General features: G+C 75.5%; 19 protein-coding genes. 10 read left to right on the top strand and 9 right to left on the bottom strand.

Annotated elements, in window-relative coordinates:
- Window positions 1–2: 2 nt before the first annotated feature.
- Window positions 3–584, bottom strand: coding sequence for a histidine phosphatase family protein (locus ABC795_RS04980; RefSeq protein WP_347059805.1), 582 nt, complete (start codon window positions 582–584; stop codon window positions 3–5).
- A 60-nt stretch (window positions 585–644) separates the two neighbouring features.
- Between ABC795_RS04980 and ABC795_RS04985 the strand changes: the two genes are divergently transcribed.
- The 3 genes from ABC795_RS04985 to ABC795_RS04995 all read left to right on the top strand — a co-directional run bounded on the left by ABC795_RS04985 (window position 645) and on the right by ABC795_RS04995 (window position 3477).
- Window positions 645–1499, top strand: a complete 855-nt coding sequence (locus tag ABC795_RS04985; protein ID WP_347059806.1) for an aldo/keto reductase — start codon at window positions 645–647, stop codon at window positions 1497–1499.
- 147 nt (window positions 1500–1646) lie between these two features.
- Entirely contained in the window at window positions 1647–2801 is a 1155-nt protein-coding gene (locus tag ABC795_RS04990; RefSeq protein ID WP_347059807.1) for an acyl-CoA dehydrogenase family protein, read from the top strand.
- On the top strand, window positions 2794–3477 hold the full coding sequence (locus ABC795_RS04995) for a PaaI family thioesterase (RefSeq protein ID WP_347059808.1): 684 nt from the start codon (window positions 2794–2796) through the stop codon (window positions 3475–3477). The genes ABC795_RS04990 and ABC795_RS04995 overlap by 8 nt, the downstream gene beginning before the upstream one ends.
- A gap of 96 nt (window positions 3478–3573) precedes the next feature.
- On the opposite strand, the gene ABC795_RS05000 is transcribed toward ABC795_RS04995, so the two are convergent.
- The 3 genes from ABC795_RS05000 to ABC795_RS05010 are packed head-to-tail and all read right to left on the bottom strand — an operon-like array spanning window position 3574 to window position 6965.
- The gene (locus ABC795_RS05000; RefSeq protein ID WP_347059809.1) at window positions 3574–4692 is read right to left on the bottom strand and encodes an NAD-dependent epimerase/dehydratase family protein; all 1119 of its coding nucleotides are present in this window, start codon (window positions 4690–4692) and stop codon (window positions 3574–3576) included.
- A gap of 56 nt (window positions 4693–4748) precedes the next feature.
- On the bottom strand, window positions 4749–6110 hold the full coding sequence (locus ABC795_RS05005) for an MFS transporter (RefSeq protein WP_347059810.1): 1362 nt from the start codon (window positions 6108–6110) through the stop codon (window positions 4749–4751).
- Between the two features lie 27 nt (window positions 6111–6137).
- Window positions 6138–6965: an alpha/beta fold hydrolase gene (locus ABC795_RS05010; protein ID WP_347059811.1), complete on the bottom strand. Its 828-nt coding sequence runs from the start codon at window positions 6963–6965 to the stop codon at window positions 6138–6140.
- Window positions 6966–7039: 74 nt separating this feature from the next.
- Here ABC795_RS05010 and idi point away from each other — a divergent pair, with 74 nt between their 5' ends.
- From idi to ABC795_RS05025, 3 genes are all read left to right on the top strand, one after another.
- Window positions 7040–7579, top strand: a complete 540-nt coding sequence (idi, locus tag ABC795_RS05015; RefSeq protein WP_347059812.1) for an isopentenyl-diphosphate Delta-isomerase — start codon at window positions 7040–7042, stop codon at window positions 7577–7579.
- Window positions 7580–7682: 103 nt separating this feature from the next.
- Window positions 7683–8456: an SDR family oxidoreductase gene (locus tag ABC795_RS05020; RefSeq protein WP_347059814.1), complete on the top strand. Its 774-nt coding sequence runs from the start codon at window positions 7683–7685 to the stop codon at window positions 8454–8456.
- Window positions 8457–8477: 21 nt separating this feature from the next.
- On the top strand, window positions 8478–8753 hold the full coding sequence (locus ABC795_RS05025) for a hypothetical protein (protein WP_347059815.1): 276 nt from the start codon (window positions 8478–8480) through the stop codon (window positions 8751–8753).
- Window positions 8754–8766: 13 nt separating this feature from the next.
- Here ABC795_RS05025 and ABC795_RS05030 read toward each other — a convergent pair whose 3' ends face one another.
- Window positions 8767–8937, bottom strand: coding sequence for a hypothetical protein (locus ABC795_RS05030; RefSeq protein ID WP_347059816.1), 171 nt, complete (start codon window positions 8935–8937; stop codon window positions 8767–8769).
- Window positions 8934–9575, bottom strand: coding sequence for a biliverdin-producing heme oxygenase (locus tag ABC795_RS05035; RefSeq protein ID WP_347059817.1), 642 nt, complete (start codon window positions 9573–9575; stop codon window positions 8934–8936). Before ABC795_RS05035 ends, ABC795_RS05030 begins: the two co-directional genes overlap by 4 nt.
- Window positions 9576–9766: 191 nt before the next feature.
- Here ABC795_RS05035 and ABC795_RS05040 point away from each other — a divergent pair, with 191 nt between their 5' ends.
- Both ABC795_RS05040 and pruA read left to right on the top strand, forming a co-directional pair.
- Entirely contained in the window at window positions 9767–10696 is a 930-nt protein-coding gene (locus ABC795_RS05040) for a proline dehydrogenase family protein (RefSeq protein ID WP_347059818.1), read from the top strand.
- A 13-nt stretch (window positions 10697–10709) separates the two neighbouring features.
- Window positions 10710–12335: an L-glutamate gamma-semialdehyde dehydrogenase gene (gene pruA, locus ABC795_RS05045; protein WP_347059819.1), complete on the top strand. Its 1626-nt coding sequence runs from the start codon at window positions 10710–10712 to the stop codon at window positions 12333–12335.
- Here pruA and ABC795_RS05050 read toward each other — a convergent pair.
- Window positions 12317–12868 (bottom strand): DUF488 domain-containing protein, encoded by a 552-nt coding sequence (locus ABC795_RS05050; protein WP_347059820.1) that lies wholly within the window; start codon window positions 12866–12868, stop codon window positions 12317–12319. The two genes, pruA and ABC795_RS05050, sit on opposite strands and share 19 nt — an antisense overlap.
- A gap of 80 nt (window positions 12869–12948) precedes the next feature.
- Here ABC795_RS05050 and ABC795_RS05055 point away from each other — a divergent pair, with 80 nt between their 5' ends.
- On the top strand, window positions 12949–14121 hold the full coding sequence (locus ABC795_RS05055) for an MFS transporter (RefSeq protein ID WP_347059821.1): 1173 nt from the start codon (window positions 12949–12951) through the stop codon (window positions 14119–14121).
- A 15-nt stretch (window positions 14122–14136) separates the two neighbouring features.
- Here ABC795_RS05055 and ABC795_RS05060 read toward each other — a convergent pair whose 3' ends face one another.
- Together ABC795_RS05060 and ABC795_RS05065 are read right to left on the bottom strand one after the other, a co-directional pair.
- On the bottom strand, window positions 14137–14481 hold the full coding sequence (locus tag ABC795_RS05060) for a hypothetical protein (protein ID WP_347059822.1): 345 nt from the start codon (window positions 14479–14481) through the stop codon (window positions 14137–14139).
- 297 nt (window positions 14482–14778) lie between these two features.
- Window positions 14779–15888 (bottom strand): FAD-dependent oxidoreductase, encoded by a 1110-nt coding sequence (locus ABC795_RS05065; RefSeq protein WP_347059823.1) that lies wholly within the window; start codon window positions 15886–15888, stop codon window positions 14779–14781.
- Window positions 15889–15996: 108 nt separating this feature from the next.
- Here ABC795_RS05065 and ABC795_RS05070 point away from each other — a divergent pair, with 108 nt between their 5' ends.
- Window positions 15997–17310 (top strand): ATP-grasp domain-containing protein, encoded by a 1314-nt coding sequence (locus tag ABC795_RS05070; protein ID WP_347059824.1) that lies wholly within the window; start codon window positions 15997–15999, stop codon window positions 17308–17310.
- Window positions 17311–17387 lie beyond the last annotated feature (77 nt).

Genomic DNA, 17387 nt, shown 5'->3' on the forward strand with positions numbered 1-17387 from the left:
GGTCAGCCCAGTGCCCAGCCGGTGAGCACCGGGCGTCCGTGCTCGTGGCCGAGGACGCCGTAGCGCCCGGCGGGGAGGGCGAACAGCGCACCGGCCTCGGGGGCGAGCCCCAGCCACCGGGCCGTGAGCACGCGCAGCACGTGCCCGTGCGCGACCAGGGCGACGTCGCCCTCGCCGAGCCGTGCGCGGGCGCGGTCGAGGACCCGGTCGACCCGCCGGCCGACGTCGTCCAGCGCCTCGCCGGGCATCGCCGCGGTGGCGGTGCCGTCCCGCCAGATCGACCACTCGCGGCCCAGCTCCTCGCTGATCTCGGCGGTGGTGCGCCCCTCGTAGCCGCCGTAGTCGATCTCCACCAGGTCGGGGTCGACGTCGGTGGCCGGCAGCCCGGCCAGCTCGGCCGTGCGCCGCGCGCGCACCAGCGGGCTGACCCGGACCTCGACGAACTGCCGCCCGGCGAGGACCGCGCGCAGCCCGCGGGCCTGCTCCTCGCCCTCGGGCAGCAGCGGGAGGTCGGTCGTCCCGGTGTGCTGGCCGGTCCGGCTCCACTCCGTCTGCCCGTGCCGCAGCACCACGATCTCGCCCACCGGTCCATCGAACACGCCTGCCCGGGAACACGCTCGGGGGTGGCCGCGCTGGCCACCGGCATGACCACTGCACAGCTCAGCGACACGTTCAGCATCGGCGGCGACCTCCCCGTCCACCGGCTCGGCTACGGAGCCATGCAGCTGCCCGGCCCGGGCGTCTGGGGCGAGCCGGCCGACCGCGCCGCCGCGATCCGCGTGGTGCAGGCCGCCGTCGAGCAGGGCGTCGACTTCATCGACACCGCCGACTCCTACGGCCCCGAGGTCAGCGAGCAGATCATCGCCGAGGCGCTGCATCCCTATCCGGAGCACCTCGTCATCGCGACCAAGGCCGGGCTGACCCGCCAGGGCCCCGGCATCTGGACGCCGGTCGGCCGCCCGGCCTACCTCAAGCAGCAGGTCGAGCTCTCGCTGCGGCACCTGAAGGTCGACCGCATCGACCTGATCCAGCTGCACCGCATCGACGCCGAGGTTCCGCTGGCCGACCAGCTCGGCGCCTTCGCCGAGCTCAAGGAGCAGGGCAAGGTCCGGCACATCGGCGTCTCCGAGGTGTCGGTCGAGGAGCTGGAGGCAGCCCGCGGCATCACCGAGATCGTCAGCGTGCAGAACCTCTACAACCTCACCAACCGGCAGAGCCAGGACGTCCTGGACTACGCCACCGGCGAGGGAATCGCCTTCATCCCGTGGTTCCCGATCGCCACCGGGGACCTCGCCGCGCCGGACAGCCCGGTCGCCGACATCGCCCGCGAGCTGGATGCCACGCCGTCGCAGGTGGCGCTGGCCTGGCTGCTGCGGAAGTCGCCGGTCATCCTCCCGATCCCGGGCACCAAGTCGGTCGACCACCTCACCGAGAACCTCGGCGCCGCGCGGCTGACGCTCTCCGACGAGGACATGACCCGCCTCGACGCGATCGCATAGTCGTCCGCCGGACGACACCGCCGCCAGGTGCCGTCCCGACGGGCGACGAGCCGTTGCGCGAGCGGCAGCGGGGATCCTCCGGGCCGGCGCTGCAGCCCGCCGAACCCCCGGTCGCGACCGCTGCGACCGGGGGTTCACCATGTCGTCGTGGATGCCGAGGACTTCCGTCAGGTCAAGGACGCCGTTCGCCAGCTGATCCGCGAATCGGTCGTGCCCCGCGAGGAGCAGATCGAGGACGAGGACCGCATCCCCGACGACCTGCGCGCGCAGGCCGCGGAGATGGGCCTGTTCGGCTACGCGCTGCCCGAGGAGCACGGCGGCCTCGGCGTCACCATGAGCGAGGACGTCGAGCTCGCCATGGAGTTCGGCTACACGACGCCGGCGTTCCGCTCCCTGTTCGGCACGAACAACGGCATCTCCGGTCAGGTGATCGCCCGGTTCGGCAGCGACGAGCAGAAGAAGAAGTATCTGCCGGGGCTCTCCGCCGGTGAGCTGATCGGGTCCTTCGCCCTCACCGAGGCCGAGGCCGGCTCCGACCCCTCCGCCCTGCGGACGTCCGCCCGCCGCGACGGCGACGACTGGGTCATCAACGGCAGCAAGCGCTACATCACCAACGCGCCGATCGCCGACCTGTTCGTCGTCTTCGCCCGCACCGACCCGGCGGAGCGGGGCGGCCGCGGCATCTCCAGCTTCGTCGTCGAGACCGCCACGCCCGGCGTCACCGTGGGCCCCAAGGACAAGAAGATGGGCCAGGCCGGCGCCTGGACCAGCGAGGTGTTCTTCGACGACGTGCGGGTGCCCGCCGATGCGCTGGTGGGGGAGGAGGGCCGGGGGTACGCCAAGGCCCTCACCGTGCTCTCCCGCGGCCGGCTGCACATCGCCGCGCTCTGCGTCGGCATGGCCCAGCGGGTGCTCGACGAGTCGGTCGCCTACGCGGCCACCGCCAAGCAGGGTGGCGCGCCGATCGGCCGCTTCCAGCTGGTGCAGGCGATGCTCGCCGACATGCACGCCGAGCTGCTCGCCGGCCGCAGCATGGTGCGCGACGTCGCCGCCCGCTACGACTCCGGCGAGGACACCTCCGTCGGCCCGTCGTCGGCCAAGCTCTTCTGCACCGAGATGGTCGGCCGCGCCGTCGACAAGGCGGTGCAGGTGCACGGCGGCATGGGCTACCTGCGGACGACGCCGGTGGAGCGCTTCTACCGCGACGCCCGCCTCTTCCGCCTCTACGAGGGCACCAGCGAGGTGCAGCGGGTGATCGTCGGCGGTGCGCTGCTGCGTGAGGCCGGCATGGCACGTGGCTGAGCGGCCGGAGCTCTCCACCGCGGAGCGCGACGTCCGGCGGGGCGCCGTCGGGGACCTCGGCTCCGCGCTGCGCGAGCTGGTCGACGCCGCGGTGCTCACCGAGGTGCCGATGGCGGAGCTCGCGGACGTGGCGGGCGCCGTGCGGCAGCTCGCCGGGCGGCTGCGCGCCGACGGCCGGGGGCTGCACGACATCCCCTCGGTCGACGACCCCGCCACCGGGGAGCGCTGGTACAGCCCGGTCTACGGGCCGGGCAACCCCGTGGCCCCGCCGATGGAGGCGTCGAGCACCCCGGACGGCCGGGCGACCGGCCGGGTGACCCTCGGCAAGCCGCACGAGGGGCCGCCCGGGCTCGTGCACGGCGGAGTGGTGGCGACGCTCCTCGACCACGTCCTCGCCCGCGCCGTTCGGGCGGCCGGGCGCGGCGGGCTCACGGCCACGCTGACGGTCACCTACCGGCGTCCGGTGCAGCTGGGCGTGTCGCTGGTGGCGACGGCGGAGCTGGCGACCACCGAGGGCCGGCGGACCACCGCCACCGCGCGCCTGGTCGCCGCCGACGACCCGGCGACGACGCTGGCCGAGGCCGAGGGGCTGTTCGTCGCGCTGCGGCCGGAGCGGGCCGCCGACGTCTTCGCGCCCACCGGGCGCGACGTGGAGGCCTGGACCAGCCGCAGCTGACACCGGTCCGGGCCTGCCGGTGCGCCGCTGGCGTGCGACCTCCGCCGTTCCCGGGAGGTCACGTACGGCGCACCCGGGCCTCGTTCGACGGCTGAGTCAGTTGGCCCGCGGGCCCGGCGCGTTGGCCGGGTCGCCGCCCGGGTCGAGCGAGGCCCCGCCGGCCGGGCGGAGCAGCGCGCCGGGTGCCCCCGTCCCGCTCCCGAGGGCGGCGACGAACTGGCGCAGCACGTCGTCGCCGGTGTGGAACGGGCCCCAGTCCAGCAGCTTGCGCGCCCGCCCGGTGTCCAGCGCCGGTGCCTGCGTGCCGATGTCCAGCCAGCCCGGTTCGGTGGGCACCACGTGGGCGGTGAAGGCGGCGTGCAGCGCGGCGCGCAGGGCGAAGGCCGGGGTGGGCACCCGCACAGTCCCCAGCGCGCGGGCCAGCGCGTCGGCGTCCATCAGCGGTTCGGCGGCGATGTTGAACGGGCCGGGCGCGCGCCGGTCGAGCATCCGCTCGATCGCGTCGGCGACGTCGTCGGCGTGGACGAACGCGACCGCCAGCGCGGGCAGGGGGAGCGGCAGCAATCGCGCGACCGCGCCGGGCAGCATACGCGCGGCGCCGAACAGCAGCGGCCCGAGGAAGTAGCGGCCGATCTCGCTGCTCGCCTCCGGTTGCAGCACCAGCGTGGGGCGGACGACGGTCAGCGTGATGTCCCGGTGCCGGCCGAGGACCTCGCGGACCACCCGCTCGGCGTCGGACTTGTCCCGGCTGTACTGCGCGCTCGGGATGCCCGTGGTCGGCCAGTCCTCGGTGACCCGCTGCCCTCGAGCCCCGCCGGCGTAGGCGCCGATCGAGCTCATGTGCACGAACTGGTCGACGCCGGCCGCGGCAGCCGCGCGGGCCACCCGCCGGGTGCCGTCGACGTTCACCTGGCGCAGCTTGTCGGGCTGCCGCCCCGGCTGCAGCGCCCAGGCGAGGTGGACGACGGCGTCGACGCCGTCGAGGAACTCGGCGAGCTCGGCCTCGGAAGCCGCCTCGCCGAGGTCGGCGAGGTGCCAGCGCACGCCGTCGTAGGGGGCGATCGCCGGCGGCCGCCGCCGGGCCAGCCCGCGCACCTCCGCCAGCCCGGCCTTGGGGTTCGTGAGCCGGCGCAGCAGGGCGGTGCCGACGTTTCCGCTGGCACCGGTGACGGCCACCGTGCGACCGGCGAGGTGACCGGGGGAGAGCTTCGCCATTCCCTGCCGCTACCCGGCCGGCCTGCCGCCAACCCGCCGGTCCAGGCCGGGGCGTCCTACCGGCGCCGCGCCACCGTCGTCGCCGCCTCCGGCGCCGCCTCGAGCGACCGGCCGCGGAGCTCGGGCAGCCCCCAGGTGGCGAGGGCCGCCAGCAGGAAGAAGGCGGCGAAGGTGCCGAAGACCAGGCCGGTGCCTCCGGCGGCGATCAGCGGCGGGACGCTCAGCGGCGCCGCGATCGAGGCCAGCCGGCCGAACCCGGCGGCGGCCCCGGCGCCGGTCGCCCGGAGGGCGGTGGGGTAGATCTCCGGCGTGATCGCGTAGAGGGCACCCCACGCGCCGAGGTTGAAGAACGACAGCACCATGCCGGTGACCAGCACCGCGGTGTCGCCGTCGGCCGTGGCGAACAACCCCGCCCCGACGGCCGAGCCGACGAGGAAGGTGGCCAGCGTCGGCCGCCGGCCCCACTTCTCGATGAGGAAGGCCGCCACGGCGTACCCGGGGAGCTGGGCCAGCGTGATGATCAGCGTGTACTGGAACGACTTCACCAGCGAGAAGCCGTCGTTGAACAGCAGCGTCGGCAGCCAGATGAAGGCGCCGTAGTACGAGAAGTTGATGCTGAACCAGACCACCCACAGGGCGGCGGTGCGCAGCCGCGTCGCGGCGGACCACAGGGCACCGGGTCCCGGCGGCGCGCTCGGCGGCTCGGGTGCCGGGGAGGCGACCGGCTCGACGCCGGCGGCCCGCTCGAAGCGGCGCACCGCGGCCTCGGCCTCCTCGGTGCGGCCGCGCAGCTCCAGGAAGCGCACCGACTCCGGCAGCCCCCGCCGGACCACGACCGCGTACAGCGCCGGCACGGCGCCGATGGCCAGCGCCCACCGCCAGCCGTCGTCGCCGCTGGGGACGACGAAGTAGCCGATGAGGGCGGCCAGCGTCCAGCCCACCGCCCAGAACGCCTCGAGCAGCACGACCACCCGGCCGCGGACCCGCGCGGGAGCGAACTCGCTGACCAGGGTGGAGGCGACCGGGAGCTCCGCGCCGAGCCCCAGGCCGATGAGGAACCGGAACACCAGCAGCGCCCCGACCGACCAGGACAGCGCCGCGGCCCCCGTCGCCACCCCGAAGACCAGCAGCGTCAGGGCGAACACCTGCCGCCGGCCGAACCGGTCGGCCAGCAGACCGCCCAGGGTGGCGCCGATCGCCATGCCGACGAAGCCGATGGAGCCGATCCAGGAGACCTCGGTGGTGGAGAGACCCCACTGCGCGATCAGCGCCGTCATCACGAAGGAGATCAGGCCGACGTCCATCGCGTCGAGAGCCCAGCCCATCCCGGAGCCGACGACCAGCCGACCGTGCTCGTTGGTGAAGGGCAGCCGGTCGAGGCGCTGGGCGCGGGTCAGCGGGGACGTCGGCTCGGTCATGCCGTGCAGTCTCGCAATCGCCCGGGATCAGCCGCGGACGTGGGCGGTGACCAGCTCGGCGGTGCGCTCGGCGGCGAGCTCGGGGATCCAGTGGGTCACGTCGTCGAGGACCTCCAGCCGGTACGCGGCGTCGACGAAGCGCCCGGTGTCCTCCGTGGCCGCGCGGCCGAGGAAGGCGTCACGGGTGCTCCAGACGTGGAGCGTGGGCACCCGGACCTTCCCGACCGGGTCCCGCCCGCTCCACGGCAGGGCGCGGTACCAGTTGATGGCCGCGGTGAGGGCACCCGGCTCGCGCATCCGCCGCACGTAGCGGTCGACGGCGTCGTCGGGGAGACCGCCGTGGGAGAGCATCCGGCGCAGCGCCGCGCCGTTGCCGGCGAGCAGGAGCTGCTCGGGCAGGACGGGCAGCTGGAACAGGCCCATGTAGTACGAGCGCAGCGCCTGGTCGCTGGTGACCATGGCGCGGGCCATGGCGCCGGGGTGCGGCACCGAGAGCGCGGTCAGCGTGCGCACCCGGTCGGGGTGCCAGGCGCCCAGCGCCCAGCCGACGATGCAACCCCAGTCGTGCCCCACGACGTGCGCGGACTCCAGGCCGGCGGCGTCGAGCAGGGCGAGGACGTCGTCCGCCGTCTCGCGCAGCCGGTAGTGCGACCGCCCGCGCGGCCGGGCCATGGGGGAGTAGCCGCGCTGGTCGGGCGCGAGGGTGCGCAGGCCGTGCTGGTGCAGGGCTGGCGCGACCCGGTCCCACGCGGTCGAGTCCTGGGGGAAGCCGTGCAGGAGGACGACGGGCTCGCCGTCGGTCGGTCCGGCGTCCCGGACGTCGAAGGTCAGGCCGTCGCGGCGGAAGCTGTCCACCCGACCTCTCTGCCCCGCCCGGTTCCCGCGCACACGGGGAGGCAGCGCTCGCGCCGATCGGGGACCATGGGCCGGTGACCGCGCCCCCTGTCGAATTCATCGTGCTGGTCGACGACGACGGGCGGGAGATCGGCACCCTACCCAAGCCGCAGGTGCACCACGGTGAGACGCCGCTGCACCGGGCGTTCTCCGCCTACCTGTTCGACGACGGGGGCCGGTTGCTGGTCACCCGCCGGGCCGCGGCCAAGGCGACCTTCCCGGGCATGTGGACCAACACCGTGTGCGGGCATCCGGGCCCGGGTGAGGACGACGGCGCGGCCATCGCGCGGCGGGCCGATTTCGAGCTGGGCCTGCAGGTGGCCGACGTGCGCCCGGCGCTGCCCGGCTACCGGTACCGGGCGGAGTTCCGCGGCGTCGTGGAGAACGAGGTCTGCCCGGTGTACGTCGGTCGCTTCACCGGGGAGCCGGCCCCGGAGCCGAGCGAGGTGGGGGAGTGGGAGCTGCTCGACTGGGCCGCGTTCCGCCGTCGCCAGGAGACCGAGGGGGACGCCTGGTCGCCGTGGTGCCGGGAGCAGGCCCGGCTGATCGAGGAGGCCGGGCTGCACCGGGTCTGATCCGTCCCCGATGGCCCCTCGCGGTCGGTCCTTCCGACCTGCGGCCCCGTCGATCTTCGGAGAGGCTGTCGGCGACGGGCACGCGCGGACGACGGAGGGCTGCATGGAGACGTCGCTGAAGGGCCGGGTCGCACTGGTGACCGGTGCGGCGAGCGGCCTGGGGCGGGCGACCGCGCTGGCGCTGGCAGAGGCAGGTGCGCACGTGGTGATCGCCGACATCGACGCCGCCGGCAGCGAGGAGACCCTGTCCCGGGTGAGCGCCGCCGGTGGCTCGGGCGAGGCGCTCGGCCTGGACGTCACCCGGGACGAGAGCCGGCGCGCGGTCGTCGCCGACCTGTTCGACCGGCACGGTGAGGCGTTCGACGTGCTGGTCAACGTCGCCGGCATCGACCGCCCGGGCTACATCACCGACATCGACCTCGCCGACTACCAGCGGGTGCAGGCGGTCAACTGCGAGGGCCCGATCTTCCTCACCAGCGAGTTCATGAAGCGGGTGCAGCACCTGCCCGAGGGGCGCACCGCCGACGTGGTGCACGTCGTCTCGCTGTCGGCCATCACCTCCGGCAGCGGGGCGATCGCCTACAACGGCTCCAAGGCGGGCTTCCTCAATGCCACCAGATGCATCCAGCGGGAGCTGCGCGAGAAGGCGGCCCGCCAGGAGGACGGCAGCGAGCGGCCGTTCCCGTGCCGCGTGCAGAGCGTCATCCCCGCGGCGATGGACACGCCCATGATGGAGCAGTGGGGCATCCCCGGGCACCTGATGATGCCGCCGTCGGCGGTCGCCGAGGCCATCCGCACGCTGCTGCTCCTGCACCCGGCGGCCTTCATCCCCGAGATGCAGATCGTGCCCCGGCTCGAGCCCAACTTCCCCCGCTGATCGATCGTGAGGAACAGCCGCGTGAACGCCCCGGACGACCCCACCCCGGACACCGCGATGGCCTCCGGGACCGACGCCGGCCGGCCCGGCGGTCACCTCGGCCCGGGTGACCTCGCGCCCGACGAGGAGCGGCTGCTCGCCGCGCTGGAGCGCGACGGCCGGGCGGCGGGTCCGGGTTCCCCGGAGGAGACCACCCCGGTCGTGCGGGCGGCCGAGGACGAGGCGCCCCTGCCGGCCGAGGGCGGTACCCCCGACGACGGTCTGACGCCCCGGTTCGTCGCGCCCGAGCCTGACTGAGCGCGCAGCCGGGTCAGCTCGCCCGGGGGCGCAGGCAGACGGCGACGAGCGCGACGTCGTCCTCCGTGCCCTCGGGCAGCAGCCGGTCGATCAGCCGGTCGCTCGTCGTGCTGACCGGCCCCGCTGCCGCGCGGGGTCCACGCCGGGCAGCAGTTCGGGGAGCAGGAACTCGACGGCGGGTCACCCAGGAGCCACCTGGGCGCGCGCGGCGGGGCGGCACCACGCGGCGAGCGCCCCGAAGGTCTCCCGGGCGGCGGAGACGATGCGCTCGACGTCGCCGCCGGTCGCCACGTGCTCGCGGGTGGCCCGGCGGTAGGCCGCCCACATGGCGCCCGTCTCGGGTCCGTAGGGCGAGAACGCGCGGATGCGTACGCCGGACAGGCGGGGCAGGCCGGCCAGGTGCCGGTCGATGAACGTCCCGCCGAGCGTCGAGCCCTCCAGCACGTAGAGCCGGCCCAGCGCCTCGTCGGTGCCGGCCACGGGGGGCAGCGCGGGCGCGGCAGCCGGAACGGGGGCGCCGAGGGCGGCGAGGTCCGCGGCGAACAACCCGGCCCGGCGCCGGCGGGTCCAGTCGACGGTCCCGGCGTCGGCGGGGCGACGGGCGGCCCACCCGTCCAGCCCCGCCTCGGCCGCGGCCCAGAAGCCGTGCATCAGCCCGAGCACCTGGGCGAGCCGGTCGCGGTCGAGCTCCGGATCGAGCAGGTCCAGGGTGTCCTCGAGGGCCTGGTGCTCCTCCGCCGTGCCGGTGCGCAGCCGGCGCAGCACGTCGTCGGCGCCGCTGCGGTGGTCCTCCTGGTGCGCACCCGTCTCTCCCGCAGCCATCCCGACGAGCGTAGGTGACCGGTGGGGACCAGGGGCGGTGGGCCCGGGGAGCCGGGCTCCAGCCGGTAGTGCAGCGTCCGGCGGTGGATGCGCAGCGCCGTCCGGAAGTCCCGTACATCTGGCCCTGGCCCGGACGGGTGGACGTGCCTAGCGTTCTCAGGTGTCGGCGTCGTCCGCACCTGGGAGGCCCCGTGCTGCTCTCCAAGGCCCTGCTCGCCGCCTCCCGCCGGCCGGCCCTGCGGCGGGCGGTCACCGGCACGCCGACCACCCGCGAGGTGGTCGACCGGTTCGTCGCCGGGGAGACGTTGGACGACGCGCTGGCCGCCGTCCGCTCGCTGACGCCCGACGGGATCGCGGTGACCCTCGACCACCTCGGCGAGGACGTCACCGACCGCGCCCAGGCGCGGCGGACCCGCGACGCCTACCTCGCCGCGCTCGAGGCGCTGGCCCCGCTCGGGCTGGGACCGGCCGCCGAGGTCTCGGTGAAGCTGTCGGCGTTCGGCCAGGCGCTGCCCGACGGGCACGACCTCGCCCTCGAGCTGGTCCGCCCGGTGGTCGAGGCGGCTTCGGCCGGCGGCACGACGGTCACCGTCGACATGGAGGAGTCCCGGACCGTCGACTCCACCCTGGCCACGGTCGCCGAGCTGCGGAAGGAGCATCCGGGAACCGGCGCGGTTCTCCAGTCGATGCTCTTCCGCACCGAGGACGACGCCAAGGCCCTCGCGGTGAGCGGCTCCCGGGTGCGGCTGGTGAAGGGCGCCTACGACGAGCCCGGGACCGTCGCCCACCGGAGCCGCAAGGACGTCGACGCGGCCTACGCCCGGTGCCTGGAGATCCTCATGAGCGGGCCGGGGTACCCCATGGCCGGCTCGCACGACCCGGCGATGGTGCAGCGGGCGCACGAGCTCGCGGCGCAGCACTCGCGCGCCGCGGACAGCTGGGAGGTGCAGATGCTCTACGGCATCCGCCCCGACGAGCAGCGCCGGCTGGCCGCCGCAGGAACCCGCGTCCGGGCCTACGTGCCCTACGGCGCCGACTGGTACGGCTACTTCGTGCGCCGCCTGGCCGAGCGCCCGGCCAACGTCGCCTTCTTCCTCCGCTCGCTGCTCACCCGATCCTGAGAACGAGGTACCCATGGACGCCGTCACCCGTGTCCCGGCACCGCGCAACGAGCCGGTGCTCACCTACGCCCCCGGCGCGCCGGAGCGCGCCGAGCTCCACGCCCGGCTGGGCGAGCTCGCCGCCACTCAGCTGGAGCTGACCAGCACGATCGGCGGCCGGCAGCGCATGGCCGGCGGCGACCCGTTCGACGTCGTGCAGCCGCACCGGCACCGCGCCGTCCTCGGCACGTCGGCCAACGCCACGCACGGCGACGCCCAGGACGCCGTCCGGTGCGCCAAGGAGGCCGCCCCGGCCTGGCAGGAGCTTTCCTTCGACGACCGCGCCGCGGTGTTCCTGCGCGCGGCCGACCTGCTGGCCGACCCCTGGCGGCAGACCCTCAACGCGGCCACGATGCTCGGCCAGAGCAAGACCGCGCAGCAGGCGGAGATCGACAGCGCCTGCGAGCTGATCGACTTCTGGCGCTTCAACGTGCACTTCGCGCGGCGGATCCTCGCCGAGCAGCCCGAGTCCTCGCCCGGTGTCTGGAACCGCACCGACCACCGGCCGCTCGAGGGCTTCGTCTACGCGATCACGCCGTTCAACTTCACCGCGATCGCCGGCAACCTGCCCACCGCGCCGGCGCTGATGGGTAACACCGTCGTCTGGAAGCCGGCCCCCACCCAGCAGTTCGCCGCGCACTTCCTCATGCGGCTGCTGGAGGAGGCCGGCCTCCCGCCGGGCGTCATCAACATGGTCACCGGCGACGGGATCGCCGTCTCCGAGGTGGCGCTGGCCGACCGCGACCTCGCGGGCATCCACTTCACCGGCTCGACCCCGGTGTTCCAGCACCTGTGGCGCACCGTGGGCGACAACATCTCCTCCTACCGCGGCTACCCGCGCATCGTGGGCGAGACCGGCGGCAAGGACTTCGTCGTCGCCCACCCCTCGGCCGACGTCGACGTGCTGCGCACGGCGCTGGTCCGCGGCGCCTTCGAGTACCAGGGCCAGAAGTGCTCGGCGGCCTCCCGGGCCTACGTCCCGCGCAGCGTGTGGTCGCGGCTCCGGGACGACCTCGTCGCCACCACCGAGTCGCTGGAGATGGGCGACGTCACCGACTTCTCGAACTTCATGGGCGCGGTCATCGACCGGAGGTCCTTCTCCAAGCTGGCCGGCGTCCTCGACCGGGTGGACGACGATCCTGCCCTGTCGATCGTCGCCGGCGGCACCGCCGACGACAGCGAGGGCTTCTTCGTCCGCCCGACGATCATCGAGGGCACCGACCCGGGCCACGAGGTCTTCACCACCGAGTACTTCGGGCCGGTGCTGGCGGTGCACGTCTACGACGACGCGGACTACGACACGGTGCTCACGCAGATGGAGTCCGCGGCGCCCTACGCGCTCACCGGCGCCGTCATCGCGCAGGACCGCGTGGCGATCGCGCACGCGCAGGAGTTCCTCCGGCACGCGGCGGGCAACTTCTACGTCAACGACAAGCCGACCGGCGCCGTCGTCGGCCAGCAACCCTTCGGCGGCGGGCGGGCCTCGGGCACCAACGACAAGGCCGGCGCCGCGCAGAACCTCATGCGGTGGACCAGCAGCCGGTCGATCAAGGAGACGTTCGCGCCGGCGACCGACCACCGCTACCCGCACATGGGCTGATCCCGGGGGTGGGCGGGCCAGTAGAGGAGGCCGTCGTCGCCGAGCACCGCCCCGTCAGAGGTGCGGTGCGGGGTGAGCCGGCCGTCGGGCATCAGGTGCAGCACGGGGGTTGCCCGGGCCAGGACGGCGACGTCGGCGACCAGCCGCCGGTGGCACCGCCACCACACGCTCTCGCTGCACATCACCGCCACCGTCGCGCCGGCCGCCTCGGTGAGCACCTCGTCCAGCGCGGCGGCGAAGCCGGGCGTGCGCGTGTGGGCGGCGTAGGCGGCGAACTGGGCGACCGTCCACCAGTCGTCCGGCACCGGCGCGCCGGACGGCAGCCGCCGGCGACCGCCCAGCCGTTCCTCCCACCGGTAGCCGACGCCCGCGGCGGGGAGCCACTGCTCGAGCGCCTCCCGCCGCACGTCGGGGTTGGTCCGGCTGCCGGGGAAGCGGCGCACGTCGACGACCACCTCCACGCCGGCCCCGGCCAGGCGGGCGCCCAGCGCGGTGCGGTCCTCGGGCCCGTGGCCCACGGTCAGCAGCGGCACGTCCTCCTCCCTACCCGGGCGCTGCGGGCCATGCCCCGCCCGGCATGCTCGACGGGCACGACGGACGACGGAGGAGCGGCGTGAGCGGGGGAACGGTGGAGGTGCGGGCACCCTTGTGGCGGTCGCGCGGGGTGCAGGCGCTGGTCGGCGTCACGGCGCTCGGGTTCGTCGGCTTCTACCTCACGCTGGCCTCGCTGCCCACGTACGCGGTGGCCGGCGGCGCCTCGCAGAGCTCCGCCGGGGTGGTGACCGCCGTCTTCCTCGTCGTGACGATCGCCGTGCAGTCGGTCGTGCCGGCGCTGGCCGCGCGGTTCGGCACCGGCCCGGTGTTCGCGGCGGGTCTGCTGGCTCTCGGGCTCCCCTCGCCGTTCTACGTGCTCGACGACGGCCTGGTCTGGATCTCGGCGCTGTCCGCCGTGCGCGGCGCGGGGTTCGCGGTGATCACCGTGCTGGGCGCCACCCTCGCGGCGCGGGTCGCGCCGCCGGAGCGACGCGGGGAGTCGATCGGCCTCTACGGCCTGGCCATCGCGCTGCCCAACATGGTCGCGATCCCCGCCGGCGTGGCGCTGGTGCTCGGCGGTCAGATCGGCTGGCTGGGGTGGCTGTCGGCGGCGCCGGTGCTCGGTCTGCTGGTCCTCCCGCTGCTGCTGCGCTCCGTGCAGACCTCCGAGGAGCGCGGTCCGGCAGGTGACGCGCGCGCGGCGTTGCGCGCCGCCCTGGCGCCGTCGGTGGTGCTCCTGGTCGTGACGACGGCCGGCGGCGGCTTCGTGACGTTCCTGCCGATCGAGCGGCCCGACGGCCGGCTGGCCACGGCCGCCCTCCTGCTGTGGGGGCTGGCGGGTGCGCTGGGGCGCTGGCGCGCGGGTCTGCTGGCCGACCGCGTGGGTTCCGGCCTGCTGCTGCCCCTGTCGCTGCTGACCGGCGCGGCGGGTCTGGCGCTCGCGGGGGCCGGGCTGTGGTGGGGCCCGGCCTGGGTGCTGCTGGGCGCGGCGCTGTTCGGTGCGGCCTTCGGCGCGGTGCAGAACCTCACGCTGCTGCGGGCCTTCGCCCGCGCCGGCGACCGGGGGACGACGACGGCCAGCGCCCTGTGGAACGCCTCGTTCGACGGCGGCACGGCGGCCGGGGCGCTGCTGCTCGGGTTCGCGTTCGGCGCCGTCGGCCTGCCGTGGACGCTGGTGCTGTCGGCCGTCGTACTGAGCGCCGCGATGCCCCTCGCCCTGGTCGCATCCCGCCCGGCGGCGGTCCGGGCCTGAGTCGGTCGCCCGGGATCAGCGGAGGTGGGCGGCCGCGGCGTGCAGCGACCGGATGAAGAGGACCTCCTCGCCCGACCGTCGCAGCCAGGTGCGCAACCCCTCCGGGTCGTCCCGGTTCGCATCCCGGAGCTGGCCGAGCTTCAGCTGCCGGGTGCTGGCCTGCGCCCGCTGAGCGGCGGGCAGGGCGCGCCCCTCGGCCCGGGCGATGGCGGTCAGCCCTGCGCCCACGAAGACGAGGTCGCGGATCTCCGACAGCTCGCCGAGCAGCCGGTCCGCGGCAGCGTCGTCGGACGCGGTCAGCGCGGTGAGCAGTTCCTCGGCGAGGCGGCGGCCCTCGGCGGCCGGGTCGGGCGTGGTCACCCCACTACTGTGCCCGCCCGGGTCGGCCGGGGCACAGCGGGGCGGCTCGGGCGTTCCGGCGCTGCAGCACCAGGTACCCGACGGCGAGCGCGGCGGTCGTCGACGGTGACGCTGCCGGCGGTCGACCGGTCCAGGCCCGAGCGCGTGCGCATCGTCGTCGACCTGCCGCGCCGGTGGGGCCGAGGAAGCCGGTGGCTCCCGGGAGCCGTCGGAGGATCATGCGGCGAGGCTGTCGGCGCCAGGGGTCCCGGCAACGTCGGGGAGCCCCTGACCCGACCCTGGACCGCCCCGAGGGGGTCAGGCGCTGCGGGGCAGGGGAGACCCCGGCCGCAGCTCGCGGCGCAGCGCCCGGGCGGCGGCCTGGCCCGCCCGGTTCGCACCGATCGTGCTGGCCGAGGGGCCGTAGCCGACCAGATGCAGCCGGGGCTCGCCCGCGACCTGTGTGCCCTCCATGCGGAAGCCCCCGCCGGGTCGGCGCAGCCGCAGCGGGGCGAGGTGGCCGACCGCCGCGCGGAACCCGGTGGCCCACAGGATCACGTCGGCCGCGATGAACCGGCCCGCGTCCCCGTCAGCGGCGTCCCAGACCACGCCGTCGGCGGTGATCCGGTCGAACACCGGCAGCCGCTCCAGCACGCCGCGCTCCAGCCCGTCGCGCACGTAGGGCGTGGTCACGAGCAGGCCGGTCACGCCGACGACGCTGCCGGGGCGTCGTCCCTCGCGCACCGCCTCCTCCACCATCGCGACCGCGCGGCGGCCGGCGTCGGCGTCGAACGGCCCGTCGCGCCAGACCGGCGGGCGGCGGGTGACCCACGTCGTGGAGGTGACGCGGGAGATCTCGGCGAGCAGCTGGGTGGCGGAGGCGCCGCCGCCCACGACGACGACGTGCTGGGCGCGGAACTCCTCGGCGGACCGGTAGTCGACGGTGTGCAGCTGCCGGCCGCGGAACAGCTCCTGGCCCGGGTAGCGCGGAACGAAGGGGCGGGTCCAGGTGCCGGTGGCGTTGACGACCGCGCGGGCGGTCCAGGACCCGTGGTCGGTGTCGACCGAGAAGCGGCCGTCGGCGGTGCGCCGCACAGCGGTGACCCGCACCGGACGGGCGACGGGCAGCTCGAACCGGCGCTCGTACTCGGCGAAGTAGGCCGGGACCGTCTCGACGGCCGGCGCCGAGTCGTCGGAGCGGGCGAACGGCAGGCCGGGCAGGTCGTGCACCCGGTGGGCGGTGCCCAGGGTCAGCGAGGGCCAGCGGTGCCGCCACGCCCCGCCGGGAGCGGGCTCCCCGTCGAGGACGACGAAGTCGTTGCGCGGTTCGAACCCCTGCCGGGCGAGCGCCCAGGCCGTCGACAGCCCGGCCTGGCCTGCGCCCACCACGACCACGTCGACGTCGCGGGGAGCTGGTGTGCCGGTCACACGCGCACCAACTCCCCACCCGCGCACGGGCTTCCCGCCGATTCCGCGCCCTATACCGACCGGCCGGTATGGTGCACGTCACATACCGACGACGGGGGACAGCGCACCATGCCGAAGCCCAGCTCCCAGGGGACAGCCGGGCAACTCTCCCGACCGGCTGTGCCGTGGTTCGTGGCGGTCGAGCTCGACGAGCCCCGGGGAGCGGCCCGGCCGGAGTTCGGAGCCGGGGAACGGCTGGACGACCCCGGGGTGGCGCTGCTGGACCGCGCCGGCCGGCGCGGGATGCGGACGGCGGTGCTGACGCGTGACCGGCGTCGGGCCGCAGACGGCACGGACTGGCCGGTGGACCGGTGGGTGCACTGCGAGACCGCGGACCCCGCGGCGATCGCGGCGGCGGTGCGGTCCCTGGGCGGAGAGGTCGCGGCGGTCACCAGCGCCGTCGACGGCTTCGCCGGTCCGGCCGCGGCCGCCGCCCGGGCGCTGGGGCTGCGAGGGCCCACGCCGGGGTCGGTGGCGCTGGGTCACGACGCGGCCGCCGTGCGGACCGCGCTCGCGGCTGCCGGAGCGACCGATGTGGCCTGGTGCGAGGTGGCGGCGGGCGCGGTGTCGACCTCGCCCGTCGGCTACCCGTGCGTGGTGCAGCCGGTCGACGCCGGCGCCGGCTGCGACGTCGGCCGGGTCTCCGACGACCAGGAGCTGCGGGCGCTCGCCGGACGGCACCTGGCCCGCACCTCCTACGGGCGCGGGGTGCGGCCCCGGCACCGGCTGCTCGTGGAGGGGCACGTCCCGGGCCGGCGCTACGCCGCCGACGGCTTCGTCGACGGGCGGGGTCCGTTCGTCCTCGCCTGGTCCGAGCTGATCATGGCGCCGCCGCCGCACGTGACCGAGCTGGCCCTGACGGTGACCACGCGGGCGCCGGGTGCGGACGCTGCCGACCACGTCGGAGGGTGGCTGGCCGCCCTCGGGTACGACTTCGGCCCGTTCCACCTCGAGTTCGTCCTGGGCCCGGCCGGTCCGCGGTTCGCCGCGCTGCACACCCGGCTCGCCGCCGCTGGTCCCCGCGGGTGCGTCGACCAGGTGAGCGGGGTGGACACCGCCGACCTGGTGGTGGCCCGGCTGCTCGGCGCACCCGGACCCCCGGCCGCCTCGCCGGTCGGGGCCGGCGCGCTCATGCACCTGGCGGCCGACGCTGCGGGCCGGGTACGGGCGGTGTCGGGCGTCCGGGAGGCCGCGTGCATTCCCGGCTTGCACGCGGCGGAGGTCTTCGCCGACCTGGGCAGCAGCACCGCACCGCCGACGTGCAGCCGCGAGCAGCTGGGGCACGTCGTCACCGTGGGGGAGACGCCCGAGCAGGCACGGCGGCGCGCCGTGGTCGCCCTCGACCGCATCCGCGTCGAGATCGAGGAGCTCCTGCCGGCCTGACCGGTCCGGGGGCCCCTCGGACGCGGTTCGACCGGACCGACGGCGCCCTCTCCCTCGCAGAGGGGGCGCCGTCGTCG

This window comes from Blastococcus sp. HT6-30 (assembly GCF_039729015.1).
In the GTDB taxonomy this organism is placed as follows: Bacteria; Actinomycetota; Actinomycetes; order Mycobacteriales; family Geodermatophilaceae; genus Blastococcus.